This is a genomic window from Candidatus Polarisedimenticolaceae bacterium (genome assembly GCA_036275915.1).
Taxonomy (GTDB): Bacteria; Acidobacteriota; Polarisedimenticolia; order Polarisedimenticolales; family DASRJG01; genus DASRJG01.
Window position 1 is genome coordinate 377538 of record DASUCV010000009.1, and the last position, 16726, is coordinate 394263.

Genomic DNA, 16726 nt, shown 5'->3' on the forward strand with positions numbered 1-16726 from the left:
AGCTCGCGGATTCTAGACCAACTCGTCGAGCTGAACGGAATCCCAATACGTCAAATAGCTAACAAAGATCACCGATCATCACCCTTGTGCCGTAAATTACAGTGGATCGGGTCGTTGGGTTGTACTTCGGGGTGGCGAAGTCGAAGGTCAGCGAAGACTCGCCGCAGTTGGGGGATTCCATGATCGGCAAGTGGTCGGCGGGTGGTTCGGCGCGACGTGCGTGGTTCCTGGCCGCGGTGCTTGTCGCGGGGCCGGCAGTGGCGGCGACGAAGACCGTCGACCTCGACGGTCAAGCGGCGAACGGCGCCGAGAGCCAGTGCGATCTCAACGTGCTGCAATCGTTCCCGGTCAAGATCGAGAACAAGGTCACGAGCAAAGCGGTCGGTGACGCGTACACGTTCTCGTGGCCTTCGGCCGGTCCGGGCGGGTTCACCTCGAGCATCACGCCGGGCTCGACGACTGGCGTCGGAGCCAAGTGGACCTGGACGACGAATCAAACCGTCTACTCCTACACGGGCGGCAGCTGTGCCAACGACATCTGCTTCGGCCAGACCGCCGGACCGGACACGTCGGCAGGAACGTGCAGCGACGCGTGCCTGCTCGACGGGGAGACGGTCAACGTGGCGAAGGGCGCGGTCGCCGGGACGGTGGTTCTCACCTGGACCGGCGGAACCGGAACGTTCACCGTTTACCGCGCGACCAGCGCGAACGGTGTCGTCCAGACGGTCAACGCGATCGGCACGACCGATCTGTCCACACTCACCGACACGCCGCCCACGAACTCGAGCGTGTTCTACGTCGTACGAGGCACCGATTGCACGACGCGCAAGGCGTGTGTCACGAACGCCGACTGCTCGGCGCCGGGTGACGGCTTCTGCGTCAACCGCGGACCGTTCGGCGTCCCGGGCCGGTCGCTCCTCGCGACCGACGTGACGGTGTCCGCGTCCTCGCTGACCTCGAGCCTGATCACGTTCTTCAGCCCGCCCAAGACGGTCTTCAGCGTCACGAGCACGGCCCAGGCGGGCGGCTCGCAGGAAACACTGTCGAACTTGTCCGACTCTCCGGTGACCGCGTTGACGCAAGAGTACCCGCCGGGATGCTGCCCCGCGGATGCCGACGGCAGTCCCCAGCTCCGCTGCGGGGACACGTGCGTCGAGTACCTCCAGGATTCGCAGAATTGCGGCGCGTGCGGCAACGTCTGCGGCGACGGGAGCTGCTGCGTCCAGGGCGTGTGCGCCTCGCTCTGCCCGGAAGGCACGACCTACTGCAACGGCCAGTGCGTCGACCTGTCGAGCGACAGCACCAATTGCGGCGCATGCGGCGTCCTCTGCGGCGACGGATCCTGCTGCAACGGAGGGGCGTGCGCCTCGATCTGCAGCTCGGGCGACAGCTACTGCGGCGACGGCGAGTGCGCCGACCTCCAGAACGACAACAACGATTGCGGCGCGTGCGCGACGAACTGCGGCGCGGGTACCTGCTGCTCGGCGGGGGGATGCGCCTCGCTGTGCGCCCAGGGCAAGACGTGGTGCCATGACGCCTGCGCCGACTTCCAGAACGACAACGCCAACTGCGGCGCGTGCGGGAACGCCTGCGGCGCCGGCACCTGCTGCAACGGCGGGACGTGCGCCTCGGTCTGCGCCGCGGGCCAGACGTTCTGCAACGGGCAGTGCGTCGACTTCCAGCACGACAACGCGAACTGCGGCGCGTGTGGAAACGCCTGCGGCGACGGCACGTGCTGCAACGGCGGCTCCTGCGTGTCGGTGTGCGCGGCGGGCCAGGTCTGGTGCAACGGTCAGTGCGTCGATCCCCAGAGCGACAGCGCCAACTGCGGCGCGTGCGGCAACGCCTGCGGCGACGGCACCTGCTGCAACGGCGGCACGTGCGCCTCGGTCTGCGCCGCGGGCCGCGTCTGGTGCAACGGCCAGTGCATCGACCTCCAGGACGACAGCGCCAACTGCGGCACCTGCGGCAACTCGTGCGGCTCCGGAACGTGCTGCAACGGCGGCACGTGCGCGTCGGTCTGCGCCGCGGGCCAGGTCTGGTGCAACGGTCAGTGCGTCGACCCGAAGAACGACAGCGACAATTGCGGCGCCTGCGGCAACTCCTGCGGCGCCGGCACGTGCTGCAACGGCGGCTCCTGTGTCGGCGAATGTCCGGCCGGGCGCACGTTCTGCAACGGCTACTGCGTCGACCTTCAGAACGACCGGAACAATTGCGGGTCTTGCGGGCACGCGTGCGGTAGGGACGACAACGAGTGCGAGCACGGCCAGTGCGAGCACGACGACCTGACGACGCTCGACGGCGGCGGTGGCGGCGGGCCGATCCCCGCGGTCTGCCCGAACCCGAACCCGACGCACCCCGTGCCGGGCTACTGCCCGAACCCGAACCCGGCGAGCCCGGTCGGCGGGTCGTGTCCGAACCCGAACCCGACACACCCGGTCGCCGGCTACTGCCCCGACACGACGCCGACGCATCCGGTCGCCGGAGTCTGCTCGAACCCGCATCCGTCGCCCGGGCCGGTCGCCGGCGTGTGCCCGAATGCGGATGTGTCGTATGGACCGGTCGCGGGGGTCTGCCCGAACGCGTCGCCGAGCTGGCCCTCGCCGGCGGTGTGCCCGGCCAGCGTCCCACAGGGGACGACGACACCTCCCGCGCCCGTCTGCCAGATCGAAGCGACGTCGACCACGATCCCGCCGGGAGGCACCAACACGATCTGCCGGCAGGGCGGAGTTCTCTTCACGGAGGTGCCGACCTCGGTCTCCGCGTGCGGGGACAGCCTGCCCGGTCCGAACGGCACCTGCGGGAGCGGCGTGACCCACGTCTCATCCGGCACCTTCATGCGGCTGGTTCCCGACCCGACGAAGACGCTGGGCGATGCGTACCTCACGCCGTACGCCGTCCACATCAGCGATACGTCGAACGACGGGATGCTCGAGCCGGGAGAGTCGGCCACCCTGCTCATCGACGTCGTCAACGCCGGGGCCGTCAACATCACCTCCGCGAGCGCGACGTTGACCGCGGCGGTCGCCGACCTCTCCCAGGACGGGATCAACAACCCGGTCGGCGTCACGATCAACACGGGAACGTCGAGCTACGGCGCCGTCCTCGGCACGCAGCCGACCACCAACTGCGTGCCGCCCGTGCTGCACCCGGCAACGAACACCGTGCCGTTCCAGATCACCGTGCCGGCGAGCCATCCGGGCGACACGAGCCATCCGTTCAACCTCGCCTTCACGGGGACCGTCAACGGCTCGCCGTTCTCGATGAACGTCCCGCTGACGATCGGCATCGCCGACGTCTGCGTTCCGGCGGCGAACACGCGTGACTTCGACGGGCTCGACGGGCTCTCGTCGCCGATGGCGAAGCTCGCTCCCGTGGGCGACGCCGTGCCGTTCCCGTCGAAGGCGTTCTCGGCGGGCAACTCGAGACCGATGAAGCTACGCGTGCTCTGCGGGGGCGCGAACCTGACCGACGCGACCGTCGATCCTCCGGAGATCGTGGGGCTCTCCGAGGCGACGCGCGGCGCCCTCGACATCCACCTGCTCAACTTGAATGCCGACAGCGGCACGAACCCGAACGATCCGTTCTTCCGCTTCAACAACACGTTGCAGGGCGGGCAGTGGAACTACAACATGCGCACGTCGCTGCTCGGAACGGGAACGTTCACGCTCACGATTCGCATCGCCGGACGCAAGGAGTACGTCACCGGATTCGTTCTTCAGTAGAGTCACGGCTGACGCTTGGACGAACCGGCGCCGCTCGAGACGCGGGCGGCGCCGCCTCTCCCCGGGGGGAACGATGGATGTCTCGGTACGCTTGAATTGTCTCTGGGTCCGCCGGAGGGCGCTCTGCGCCCTCTTCGCTTTTGGAGCCTCCGCCACGTTTATGGCGCACGCCGCCGACGGAAGCCTCGCGAAGGTCACGGCGGTCCAGAACACCGTCGAAGCCAGGACGTCTTCGGGCGCCTCGTGGTCGGCCGCCAAGAACGGGGACCCGTTGAAGGCGAACGACCGCGTGCGCACCGGACCGGGGAGCCGTGCGGCGATCCTCTACTCCGACCAGACGCTCCATCGGATGAACGAGAAGAGCGAGATCGAGATCCTTCCGCCGTCCGGCGGCGGCACCGGGATCGTCAAGATCCTTTCGGGCCAGAGCTACTTCACGACCCGCACGCCGAAAGACTTCGGCCGCGTTCAGACGCCCACGGTCACTGCTGCGATCAAGGGCACGGAGTTCGCCGTGTCGGTCGATGACGACGGGACGTCCGTCGTCACGATGATCGAGGGAACGGTCGAGGCGTCGAACGAGTTCGGCGCCGTCACCGTGACGAAGGGCGAAGAGGCGGTCGCGGCACCCGGCAAGGCCCCCCAGAAGCGGATCATCGTCAAGCCGCGCGACGCGGTGCAGTGGTCGCTCTACTTCCCGCCGGTTCTCGGCGGGGCCGATGCGGAGCGCCTCAAGGGATCGCCGCTGGCGGGCGCGGCGACCGAGCTGTCGAGCGGCCAGGTCGACGCCGCGAAGAAGACGATCGCGGACGCCCAGGCGGCCGATCCCCACAATCCCGTCGCGCTCGCGCTCGCATCGGTCGTCGCCCTCGCGGCGGACGACCGTGACCGCGCTCGCTCGCTCGCCGACCAGGCCGTCGGCGCCGATCCGAAGTCGCCGTCGGCGCTCCTCGCCCGGTCGTACGTGGCGCAGGCCGATTTCGACATCGACCGCGCGGCGAAGCTCGCCGAGCAGGCCGCCGCGGCCGACCCGCAGAGCGCCGAGGCGCAGGCGCGCGTCGCCGAGCTCCGGCTCGCGATGGGCGATCGCAGCGGCGCACGGAAGGCGGCGGAGGCCGCCGTCTCGCGCCAGCCGGGGAACGCCCGCGCGCTCACCGTGCTCGGCTTCGTGCAGCTCGCGCAATTTCAAACGAAAGATGCCGCGGCGAGCTTCGACAAGGCCGTCGCGGCCGACGGCGCGTTTCCGCTGGCCCACGCGGGCCGCGGCATCGCCCAGTTCCGTCTCGGCCACCTCGGCACCGGCAAGGAAGAGTTCCAGACGGCCGCGACGCTCGACCCCGCGGAGTCGCTCTACCGTTCGTACCTCGGCAAGGCGTACTACGAGGACTACCAGTCGAAGCCGGCGTCCAAGGAGCTCGCGGCAGCCAAGAGCCTGGACCCGCGCGATCCGACGCCGTGGCTCTACGACGCGATCCTCCTCCAGTCGGAGAACCGGCCGGTCGAGGCGCTCGAGAACCTGAACAAGTCGATGGAGCTGAACGATCAGCGCGCGGTCTACCGCTCGCGGCTGCTCCTGGACGAGGACACCGCCGTTCGCTCGACCGACCTCGCGCGCATCTACAAAGATCTCGGGTTCGAGCAGCTCGGCTTGGTCTCCGCGCGCCGCAGCGCCGACGAGGACCAGGCGAACTATTCGAGCCACCTCTTTCTCGCGGGCAACTACCAGTCGCTTCCCGGTTTCGCTTCGTCGTTCCTCAGTGAAACCCTTCAGGCGCGGATCTACCAGCCGGTCGGCGTGAACGCCGTGCGCCCGGATTCACAGACCGGCGCCGTCGAGTTCAACGAGTACACGGCGCTCTTCGACCGGCCCCGTGCGCAGGGGTACGTCAGCGGGTCGTACGGCTACACCGATACGAATCTCAGCTCGTACTTCCCGAACGACCCAGCGACCGAGGCGTTGTTCTCGATCGACAAGAGCGACAACTGGAGCGGCGCTGGCACCGCCACCTACCACAACGACCGGTTCTCGGGTGAGGTCTCGGTCTCGAAGGTCTCGGACGACGGCTTCCGTGTCAACAACGACCAGGACACCACGGTCTACTCCGGCCTCTTCGAGGGAGCGCTCTCGGGACGCGACACCCTCCAGCTGAGCGCGATCGTCGCGAACCGGAAGAATGGCGACCTGCCGCTCCGGGAGATTCCGGTCCTTCCCTTCCCCGAGCATTTCGACACCGACGAGCTGAACTTCGGCCTCGCGTGGCACCGCGAGATTCACCGCGGGACCGACCTCGCCGTCTCCGCGATCTGGAACAGCACCGATCAGACGGGGACGCTCCTCGGCTCGAGCATCCAGGCCGAGACGAAGCTCTCCGGCCCGCAGCTCGAGGCGCAGCTCGTCCATCGGTCCGGGAACGTCAACTGGATCGCGGGAGCCGGCGGCTTCGACGGCACCTTCGAGGCGACGCCGAGCTCCGGCACCACGACCAAGGCCGACGAGCGGTTCGCAAACGCGTACGGTTACGCCAAGCTCCGCGGCCTGGGCCCGGTCGACGTCGTCGCCGGGTTCGCCGTCGAGAGCGTCGACTCGCCGGTCGGGCTCCTGCCCCCGCGCGACTCGTTCATCGGCCAGAGCGACGTCAAGTTCCAGGGCACAGCCGTCAGCCCGAAGGTCGGCGCCTCCGCCACCTTCAAGAGCGGCACCACGATCCGCGCCGCGATCTTCTCGCGCCTCGCCGCCAGCATCGGCCGGCTCCAGACCCTCGAGCCGACGCAGGTCTCCGGCTTCAACCAGTTCTTCGAGGATGTCGGCGGAACGAAGTCCACGAACTACGGCATCGGCTTCGACCAGCAGCTCATCTCGAAGATCTTCTTCGGCGGGTCGTGGCTCCATCGCGACCTCGACGTCCCCGAGGCGAGCTGCCCGACGCCGGATCCGTTCTCGGGCTGCGCAGGCATCCCCGGCACCCTCCTCGTTCATCGCAACGAGAACGTCGAGCTCGTGTCCGCCTACGCGAACGGTCTCATCGGGAAGCGCGTCACGGCGTCGTTCGAATACGTGCTCGAGAACCGGATGTTCGACACGACGCAGCTGTCGCCGCTCGCCCTCTTCGAGAATTACGTGAAGACCGAGCGGTACCATCCGGAGGCGCGGGTCTTCCTGCCGTTCGGACTCTACGCCGTCGTCGGCGCGACGTACTACGCGCAGCGGATCCAGCAGTTCGACGACCTCGTCACCCCCGTTTACACGACGATCACGCCGCGCTTCTGGACGATGAACGCGGCGATCGGCTACCGGCTCCCCGATCGGCTCGGCCTCGTGACCCTCGAGGGGACGAACCTGACCGATCGTGAGTTCGACGTCTACCAGCAGTCGCTCCAGGAGCAGGTCATCCCGGCGCGGCGCGTGGTGCTGAAGGCCGACTTCCAGTTCTGATGCGTCCGAAGCGGCGGCTTCGGAAGACCCGGTCGGGGCTCCTCCTCGCGCTCATCCCTGGCGTGCTGGGGGTTCTCTTGATTCACTGGGCCCCGTCGGCCACCCTCGAGAAGGCCGGAGGCCTCGACAACCTCTTCCTCCTTCGTGGCACGCGCACGCCGCCGCCCGAAGTGTGCGTCGTGGCCATCGACGACGACTCGTACACCGAGATCGGGCGCGACCAAGCCCTCCCGTGGCCGCGCGCCAAGCACGCGGAGCTCTTGAGAACGCTCAAGGCGGAGGGCGCACGCGCCGTCGCCTTCGACGTCATCTTCGAGGACCCGAGCGCCGATCCGGACGCCGACGAGGCGCTCCGAAGCGCGCTCGCCGACACGAAGTTCGGCGTGCTCGGCGTCGAGGTGTCGACGACCGAGGATCCGCAGTTCCGGCAGGTTCAGGTCCACGAACCGTACGAGCCGTTCAAAGAAGCGGCGGCGGCGATCGCCGACGTCGGTCTCCCGACCGACAGCGACGGCGTCCTCCGCTACGCCTGGACGGCACGCGAAGGTCGGCCGGGCCTGGCGCTCGCCGCGTACGAGCTGGCAACCGGCGACCCGAGCCAGCGAAGCGACAACGGAAGGGTTCTCGACTACTACGGCCCCGCCCGATCGATCAAGACCGTCTCGATCTACCAGGCGCTCGATCCGAAGCAGTACCTACCGCCCGGCTTCTTCAAGGACAAGATCGTGTTTGTGGGGACCTCGAGGGACGCGGACCTGGCCGGGGCCTCGAAGGACTCCTTCTTGACCCCCTATCGCGGCGCGCACGGCTCGATGACCTTCGGCGTCGAAATCCACGCCACCCTCGCCGCGAATCTCCTCGAGCATCGCCAGATCCGACTCTTGGACTCGCGCGCCGAGACGGCGCTGCTGCTCCTGCTGCCGCTTCTCTCCACGCTGGTCTTCATGTATCTGCGGCCGCTCGCCGCCGGCGGCGCCTTCGTGGCCATGCTCCTCGCTCCGTGGGTCATGGGCTACGTCGCCTTCAGCCGGTACGAGCTGTGGGTACCGATCGTCATTCCTTCTGCGATCCAGCTTCCGATCTCGTACGGGCTCTCGCTCATCTGGTACTACCTCACGACCGTGCGCGAGCGCGAGAAGATCAAGCGCGCATTCGGTCTCTACCTCTCGCCCGAGATGATCAAGCGGATCGCGGAGGACCCGGACGCCGTCGACCTCGGCGGGCAGGAGATCGTCGGCACGGCGATGTTCACCGACATCAAGGGGTTCACGCCGCTCGCCGAGGGGAAGGGTGCCCACGAGGTGGCGGCGATGCTAAACGCCTACTTCTCGGAGGCGACGACCCACGTCTTCGACGCGGGCGGCACGCTCATCAAGTACATCGGCGACGCCGTCTTCGCGATTTGGGGCGCGCCGATCCCGCGCGAGGACCACGCGACCCAGGCGTGCATCGCGGCGCTCGCGCTGGCGCGGGCGCAAAAATCCGAAGGGGTGGTCGCGCAGCTCGTCACGCGCATCGGCGTCCACACGGGGCCGATGCTGGTCGGCAACCTCGGCTCCGCGCAGCGGTTCGACTACACGGCGATCGGCGACGCGGTCAACCTGGCCTCACGCATCGAAGGATTGAACAAGGCGTTCGGCACCTTGGCGCTCGCGAGCGGCGAGGCGCTCCGCGCGACCGATGGGCGGTTCATCACGCGCCCGCTCGGACGTGTCAAGGTCGTCGGACGCACGGAACCGGTCGAGCTGCACGAGCTCGTCGGAACGAAGGACGAGCCGCCGGCGAACGGTCACCTGGGGGCGTTCGCCGCCGCCCTCGAGGATTTCCGCGCCGGCCGATTCGCACAGGCCGAGGCGGGGTTCTCGGCGATCGACGGCGACTACGCGTCGAAATTCTTCGCGGCGTACGCCGGGCGGCTCGCCGCGAACCCACCCGAAGCGTGGGACGGCGTCGTCGTCATCGAGTCGAAGTAGGACGATGCTCCGCACCCTCGAGTCGCTGAGGCTCGACTTCTCCCCCGATGCCGCCGCTCGCAAGCTCGAAGCGCTGCGCGCGCTCGCTCGCGCCAAGCTCGCGACGCCGCGCGACGTCCTGCGCCTCCACGAGGCGGCCGCGTTCATCCGCGCCTACCCGGACGATCGGCAGGTCCTCGAGGCCGCTCGCGACGTTCTCGAGGGCTTCGAGCGGCGCGCGGATCTTCGGCGGCTCGCTCCATCCCTCGAGGATTCCGGCATCGCCGGCACCGCGATCCGCTACCGCTTCTTCGCCTCGACCGCCCGCTGGCTCGCCCGTCGATTCCCCGGGCATCTCACGCTCGACTGGTCCGAAGGAGAGTTCGACGAGCGATTGAGCGCGGCGTGGCCCGTCCTCCTCCCCGAGGCTCAAGCGGAGGCGATCCGGCGCGCCGCGATCGGCCCTCGGGAGGCGATCGAGCGCTTGCGGCAAGCGACCGAGACCGACGCCGAGTTCTACCTCCGGCACGTCGAGGCCCTTCCCGGCGGACCTCGCGTGCGTGAGGCGACGCACGACGCGATCGACGCGGCGTACGTGCTCTCGCCGGGGACTGGAACGCCGTCGAGGACCAAGGCGGAGCTGCGGGGGGCGCCCGTCGTCTTCCGCACGAGCGCGCCGCCGCACGGACGCCCCGATCTCTCGCGCGCGATCGCGAAGCCTCCGCGGCGTGTGCGGACCGCTTCACCCCACGAGTCGCGCCGCCTCGTCGACCTGGCGCGCGAGGCGATGGTCACGCGCGCCCGCGATCTCGACGCCTTCGCCCACGGCGATCCGCGTGACGTCCGGATCGTCGACGACGGCGACGGGCTCGCCTTCGCGCTGATCGGTGTCGCGCCGGCGTTCCGGCTCTTCCTGCCGGCGGTCTACGGCGCGCTCACGCTCCGGAACGGCGTTCCGATCGGATACGTCCAGATCGACGTTCTGTTCGGCAATGCCGAGATGTCCTACAACACCTTCCCGACCTTCCGGTCCGCCGAAGCTGGGTTCGTCTTCGGCCGTCTCCTCTCCGCCGTGCATCACGTCTTCGGCACCGCCGCCTTTTCCGTCGAGCCGTACCAGCTCGGCCACGGCAACGACGAGGGACTCGACTCGGGCGCCTGGTGGTTCTACGCGCTCGCCGGATTCCGACCGCGCGACCCGGCGGTCGCACGCCTCGCGGCGCGCGAGCTGGCCCGCCGGCGTGCGCGTCCCGGCTATCGATCGTCCCGCGCGACGCTCGCACGCCTCGCGACCGCTCATCTTCACTGGCCGCCCCGTGCGCGATCGGGCGTCGTCGTGACGCCGATCGACCGGATCGGGTTCGCGACGGCCGCGGCCTCGGCGTCGGCGGCAAGGCTCGGGCTCGGTTCACTCCGCGGGTGGAGCGCGAGCGAGCGCGATTGGCTCCGGCGCTGGGCTCCTCTGATCGCAGCTCTTCCCGGCCTCGAACGATGGCCGGCGCGCGACCGGAGGGCGCTGCTCGAGATCGTTCGCGCGAAAGCGGGGCGGAGGGAGACCGACTACGTGAAAAAATTTCACGCTCACCGCAGTCTCGCGCGCGCCATTCTCGACCTTTGATGGTCCGTTCTCCCGATGCGTCGTATAAAATCCCGCCAGCCACTTCCCGGAGATCGACGTTGTCCTCACCCCCCACCGGCCGTCCTCGTGCGGCATTCCCGGCCACGCCGAAAGTCGAAGCAGCGGACACCTATCACGGCGTCGCGGTCGCCGATCCGTACCGGTGGCTCGAGCAGCCCTCCGATCCTGACGTTCGCGCGTGGACCTCGGCGCAGAACGCGCACACCCGCGCCTATCTCGACGCGTGGCCGGGGCGTGCGGCCCTCAGAGAGCGCATTGCGGAGCTGACGATCTCGGGCCCCGTGACCTACGGCGGTCTCGCCGTGGGAGGCCGCTCGCTGTTCGCGCTCAAGCGCCAGCCGCCGCTCGAGCAGCCGATTCTCGTCGTCATGGACGACGAGGCGGATCCCTCTCGCGAGCGCGTTCTCTTCGATCCGACGGCGCGCGATGCCGCGGGGCGGACGTCGATCGACTGGTTCGTTCCCTCTCCGGACGGCACGACGATCGCGGTGTCGTTGTCCGTCGCCGGCACGGAGACCGGAGATGTCCATCTGCTCGACGCCGACGGACGGCCCACCGGTGAGATCGTCCCCCGCGTGAACGGCGGCACGGCCGGAGGGAGCCTCGCCTGGGCGCCCGACGGCCGCGGGTTCTACTACACCCGCTACCCGAGGCCAGGCGAGCGCCCCGACGAGGAGCTCGGCTTTCACGTCCACGTGTACTTTCATGCCCTCGGGACCGACCCGGCGGACGACCGGTTCGAGCTCGGCCACGACCTCCCGCGGATCGCCGAGATCCAGCTCCAGGTGGAACGCTCCGGCGTCGTCCTGGCAAGCGTGCAGAACGGCGACGGGGGTGAGTTCCAGCATTGGCTCCGGAGCGTCGACGGCGCCTGGCGAGCGATCACGCGTTACGCCGACCGATGCATCGCGGCGCGCCTGGGCTCGGATGCGCTCTACTTCGTCTCGCGCGCCGAGGCGCCGCGCGGAAAGGTGCTGAAGCTCCCGCTCGCGCGCGCCGCCGACCGGATCGCCGGCGCGATCGAGATCGTTCCCGAGGTCGTGCAGGCGATCGAAGCCTCTTTCTCGAAGGAGGCCGGCCTCTGGGTCGGCGACGACCGGCTCTACGTCCGGTACCAGCTCGGCGGCCCGAGCCGCATCCATGTCTACACGCAGGATGGCCGGCCGCTGGGCGGCATCGCCACACCGCCCTTGTCGGCGGTGGACAACCTCGCCGTCCTCCCTGGCGGGGACGTGCTCGTCGCGCACCAGTCGTTCACGTCGCCGAGCGCCTGGGACCGGTTCACGAAGGACGGGAAGGCTCCGCGTGCGACCGGACTGGGCACGCGCTCTCACGCGGGCTTCGAAGACTGCGAGGTCGTCCGCGAGCACGCTGTGTCGCCCGACGGAACGGAGATCCCGATCAGCGTCGTGAGGCGGCGCGGGCTCGTGCTCGACGGACGCAACCCGACGATCCTCCACGGCTACGGCGGGTACGGCGTCTGCCAGACCCCCGCGTTTCGCGGACGCATGAGCGCATGGATCGAGCGGGGCGGCGTCTTCGCGGTCGCGCACATCCGCGGGGGCGGCGAGTTCGGCGAGCGGTGGCATCACGAAGGGCGTCTCGCGAGCAAGCAGAACGTCTTCGACGACTTCGCGGCGTCGGCCCGCGCGCTCGTGGACGCGGGTTACACCGTGCCCTCGCGCCTGGCGCTCTTCGGCGGAAGCAACGGCGGCCTCCTCATGGGCGCGATGATCACCCAGCACCCGGGGATCGCGGGCGCCGTCGTCTCCCTCGTCGGGATCTACGACATGCTTCGCGTCGAGGGCACGCCGAACGGTGCGTACAACGTCACCGAGTTCGGCACGGTCGAGGATCCGGAGCTGTTCACGGCGCTCCTCGCGTACTCGCCGTACCACCGTGTCACCGAGGGGACGCACTACCCGCCGGTGCTCCTTCTCGCCGGCGAGAACGACCCGCGCGTCGACGCCTGGCAGAGCAAGAAGATGGTCGCCAGGCTCCAGACCGCGTCGGGAAGCGATGCGCCGATCCTCCTCCGGACCGCCGCCGCGGCCGGACACGGCGTCGCGACCCCGCTCTCGGAGCAGGTCGAGGAATTCACCGACGTCATGGCGTTCCTCCACCTGACGCTCGAGGTGTGATCGTGCCGCGCCGGGCCCTTCCGCTCGGCGCGACGCTCGTCCTGCTCGCCACCGCTTCCGCCGCGGCGCACGAGATGCGTCCGGCGTACCTCGAGATCCGCCAGACTTCGCCCGGGCGCGGCGCGCTCGTGTGGAGGACGCCGGCTCCGGTCGCGCTGGAGCTTCCGGCCGGCCTGCGCACCCTCGACGATGCCGTCGTCGCGGAGCCCGGCGGCCTCCGGGTCGAACGCCGCGACCTCGACCTCGGCGCCTCTGGGTTCGACGGCCGGCGCATCGCGTTCCCCGGGCTCGAAGCCGCCGGGATCGACGTCATCGTCCGCATCGTGCGGACCGACGGTACGGCGACGACCGCGGTCGTCCATCCCGGCCGCCCCTGGATCGAGATCGCCGCCGCGCGGAGCCGCCTCGCAACCCTCGGCGATTTCGTCGTGCAAGGGATCCGGCACATCCTGACCGGCCCGGACCACCTCCTCTTCGTGTTCGGGCTCGTCTTCCTCGTGCGCACACCGTGGAGGCTCGCCAAGACCATCACGGGCTTCACGCTCGCGCACAGCCTCACGCTGGCGATCGCGACGATCGGCGGCGTCCGCGTCCCGGCGCCGCCGCTCGAGGCGGCGATCGCGCTCTCGATCCTCTTCCTCGGCCCCGAGATCGTCCGCGCGCGGCGCGGCGAGACGAGCTTCACGATCCGCAACCCCTGGGTCGTCGCGTTCGCGTTCGGCCTCCTTCACGGGTTCGGCTTCGCGAGCGGGCTCGCCGTCGTGGGCTTGCCGCACGCCGACATCCCGCCGGCGCTCCTCGGCTTCAACGGCGGCGTCGAGATCGGACAGCTCGCGTTCGTGGCGGTCGTCTTGATCGCGGGGCGCGCCGTGCGCGCGCTGGGCGTCGCGTGGCCGCGCTTCGCCGAGGCGATCCCCGCCTATGCCGTCGGATCGCTCGGCGCGTTCTGGCTCATCGAGCGGGTCGCGGCGATGGTGGGAAGCTGACGCCTTCGAAACCGCGAATACGGAATCGGCGCGGAGCAGGGTTCGCCCGCGCACGCTCGCCTCGACGCCGGAGCGAGGCTATATTCGCGGCATGAAGGAGAGCGAGCTCCGCAGCTTCTTCGAAGGCGACATCGATGCCGCGTGGCTGGGCCGCGCGCTCGAGAGCGGCGACGCCGCCACCTCCCTCGTCACCGACCTCGACGCCCCGGTGAGGCTGACGTCCGGCGAGATGGTCCGCCTGTGCGACGCCCACATCGAGGGCGCGCTCTCCCCGGACGATCTTCAGGCGGTCGCAGGCCTGATCCTCGAGTCCGACAACTTCGCCTGGGACGAGGAATCGCCGGAGGGCGAGCTGGTCGCCGAGGTGCTCTGGGACTGGGCGATGCCCGAAGACGAGGCCCCGCCGACGAGCGAGGCCGTCGTCGCGTGCCGGCGGAAGCTGTCCTCGAGCTAGCCTCGCTTCAGATCGTCGAGCGCGGCGCCGAGGCGCTCGATCGCGGCGGGAAAGCGGCCGGGGTCGCCGCATAGCCCGAGACGCACATGATCGCCGGCTCCGAAGAACCGGCCGGGGACGAGCGACGTCTCGTAGCGCTCACGGAGGATCTCGCAGAGCCGGTCCGCGGAGCCGGACAGAACGCGCGGGAACGACGTCGTCCCGTAGGGAAGCCGCTCGACCTCGAGATCGTGGCGCCCTGCGAGGAACGCGTCCCACACCGCGCGGTTCGCGTCGAGGATCCTCCGCGTCCGCGCGAGGATCGCGTCGCTCTTCTTCAAGGCGACGACGGCGAGCCGCTCCGCGGGGTTGGCCTCGTTGACGCCGAAGAGGTTCTTGAGCGACCACATCCGCTCCGCGAGCCCGGGCTCGGCGACGATCCAGCCGGCGCGGAGGCCGCCGAGCCCGTACACCTTGGTGAGGCTCGTCGTCACGACGTAGGCGTCGCCGAGCGAGGCGACGGACGGCGCCGCCGCCTCGAAGGCGGCATCGAGGTAGACCTCGTCGGCGACGACCTTGGCGCCCACACGATCCGCGAGCGCGCCGAGAGCGCGCAGTGTCTTCTCGTCGACCATCGCGGACGACGGGTTGTGGAGGTTCGAGAGCACGATCGCCTTCGTGCGCGGTGTCACCGCGCGCGCGACGTCGTCGGGATCGATGCGAAACCCGTTCTCGTGCCGGCGGGGAAACGCCCGCACGGGTGCGCCGAGGTAACGGACGAGGCTCTCGACCGGCTCGTACACCGGAGACTCGAGCGCGACCTCGCCGCCGTCGGCGAGGAGCGTGGCGAGCGCCAGGTGGTTCGCGCCCGAGGTTCCGGAGGCGAGCACGATCCGCTCGGGGCCGACCTTCGACTTCGCGGCAAATGCCTCGAGGAGCGGCCCGTGGCCGTAGCCCACGAGCCCGTCGAGCGCGAGGTCGGCCTCGGTCGCGCCCAGCTCGTCCCAGCTCAGGCCCATGATCCCCGACACGGCGAGAGTGTGAGGGGCGACCTGCTTTCGCTTGGCCCAGTCCATGTAGACGGAGCCGACGACCCGCGATCCGCTCATGACGTCTTCCGCCTCCACAGCCCGTAGACCGGCACACCGGCCCCGATGAGGAGCCACCCGAAGCAGGACTGCCGCGGGTGCTCGACGAACGTGCTCACGACGACCGCGAGGCAGAGCACGATGAAGAAGACCGTCGTCAGCGGCTGGAGCGGCGTCGCCGGTGCGGTCCGCCGGGGATCGCGGGCGCGAAACACGAAGAGCGTCGCCGCGGTTGCGGACAGGAACACGAAGTCGACGGTGACGACCCAGCTCAGGAGCTCGTCGTAGGAGCCCGAGAGCGCGGTGATGATCGTCAAGAGGCCCTGGAGCGCGATCGCGACGTCCGGCACGCCGGTCTTCGGGTTCACGCGCCCGACGCGCTCGAAGAAGAGGCGATCCTTCGCCATGGCGTAGTAGACGCGGGGGCACGAGAGCATCCCCTGCGCGAGGAATCCGAACGCGGAGATCGCCACGACGACGGCGATGACCCGCGCCGCGTGGGAGCCGATGACCTTGGCGACGACGTCGACCGCCGGCGCGGCGCTCGCCGCGAGGCCCTGCACGCCGAGCGTCTTCAGGCACGCCGCGTTCACGCCGAGGTACAGCGCGACGACGCCGATCGTGCCGAGGAGGAGCGCGCGCGGAAGCGTTCGCGCCTGGTCCTCGATCTCGCCCGACACGAACGTCGCGGTCGCCCATCCGCCGTAGGCGAACATCACCGCGATCATCGCCGCGAAGAACGCCCGGAAGGTCGGGCGCGCAAGCGTCTCCGCGGCCACCGGATTCGGCGCCGCCAGGAAGAGCCCGCACACGACGAGCGCGCCGATCGCCACGATCTTCGCGACCATGAAGGCGCTCTGCACCGCGCCCCCGGCCCGCACGCCGGCGAGGTTCACCACGGTCAGGACGGCGAGCGTGAGCACGGCGGTGATCTTCGGCGCCCACGGCAGGGCGACGGTCGCGTGCGTGTAGATGGCGAACGTCACGGCGACCGCCGCCATCCCGCCGGTCTGGACGACGAGGAGGTTCGACCATCCATAAAGGAAGCCGGCGAGCGGGTGGACGCCGTCGCGCAGATAACCGTACTGGCCGCCGATCCCGGGGCGGCGCGCGGCGAGCTCGGCCCAGATGAAGCCGCCGGCGAGCGCGACGAGTCCGCCCAGGACCCACGCGCCGAGCACCGCGACCGCCGACGGCGCATCGCGCGCGACGACGGCGGGGTTCATGAAGATCCCGGAACCGACGATCCCGCCCATGACGAGCAGCGCCGTGTCGCGCAGGCCGAGCTTCGCGGTCGCCCTCTCCATGGCGGCGAAGGATACGCGTCCT

Annotated in this window: 9 protein-coding genes; 7 read left to right on the forward strand and 2 right to left on the reverse strand. The window is 69.7% G+C overall.

The genetic code is table 11. The annotated features are described in order from the left end of the window. Positions 1-179: 179 nt before the first annotated feature. The 7 genes from VFV19_08580 (at position 180) to VFV19_08610 (ending at position 14330) form a co-directional block, all read left to right on the forward strand. Positions 180-3725: a hypothetical protein gene (locus VFV19_08580; protein HEX4824354.1), complete on the forward strand. Its 3546-nt coding sequence runs from the start codon at positions 180-182 to the stop codon at positions 3723-3725. Positions 3726-3885: 160 nt separating this feature from the next. Then, positions 3886-7158, forward strand: coding sequence for a FecR domain-containing protein (locus VFV19_08585; protein ID HEX4824355.1), 3273 nt, complete (start codon positions 3886-3888; stop codon positions 7156-7158). Next, entirely contained in the window at positions 7158-9131 is a 1974-nt protein-coding gene (locus VFV19_08590; GenBank protein HEX4824356.1) for an adenylate/guanylate cyclase domain-containing protein, read from the forward strand. Before VFV19_08585 ends, VFV19_08590 begins: the two co-directional genes overlap by 1 nt. Before the next feature lie 4 nt (positions 9132-9135). Next, positions 9136-10728, forward strand: coding sequence for a hypothetical protein (locus VFV19_08595; protein HEX4824357.1), 1593 nt, complete (start codon positions 9136-9138; stop codon positions 10726-10728). 59 nt (positions 10729-10787) lie between these two features. Further along, entirely contained in the window at positions 10788-12890 is a 2103-nt protein-coding gene (locus tag VFV19_08600) for a prolyl oligopeptidase family serine peptidase (GenBank protein ID HEX4824358.1), read from the forward strand. A gap of 2 nt (positions 12891-12892) precedes the next feature. Continuing rightward, on the forward strand, positions 12893-13876 hold the full coding sequence (locus tag VFV19_08605) for a HupE/UreJ family protein (protein ID HEX4824359.1): 984 nt from the start codon (positions 12893-12895) through the stop codon (positions 13874-13876). Positions 13877-13967: 91 nt separating this feature from the next. Continuing rightward, positions 13968-14330, forward strand: coding sequence for a hypothetical protein (locus tag VFV19_08610; protein ID HEX4824360.1), 363 nt, complete (start codon positions 13968-13970; stop codon positions 14328-14330). Here VFV19_08610 and VFV19_08615 read toward each other — a convergent pair. Both VFV19_08615 and VFV19_08620 read right to left on the reverse strand, forming a co-directional pair. Beyond that, on the reverse strand, positions 14327-15418 hold the full coding sequence (locus tag VFV19_08615; GenBank protein HEX4824361.1) for a pyridoxal phosphate-dependent aminotransferase: 1092 nt from the start codon (positions 15416-15418) through the stop codon (positions 14327-14329). The two genes, VFV19_08610 and VFV19_08615, sit on opposite strands and share 4 nt — an antisense overlap. Beyond that, a complete protein-coding gene (locus VFV19_08620) occupies positions 15415-16704 on the reverse strand; it encodes an amino acid permease (GenBank protein ID HEX4824362.1) in 1290 nt (429 codons plus the stop codon). The genes VFV19_08615 and VFV19_08620 overlap by 4 nt, the downstream gene beginning before the upstream one ends. Positions 16705-16726 lie beyond the last annotated feature (22 nt).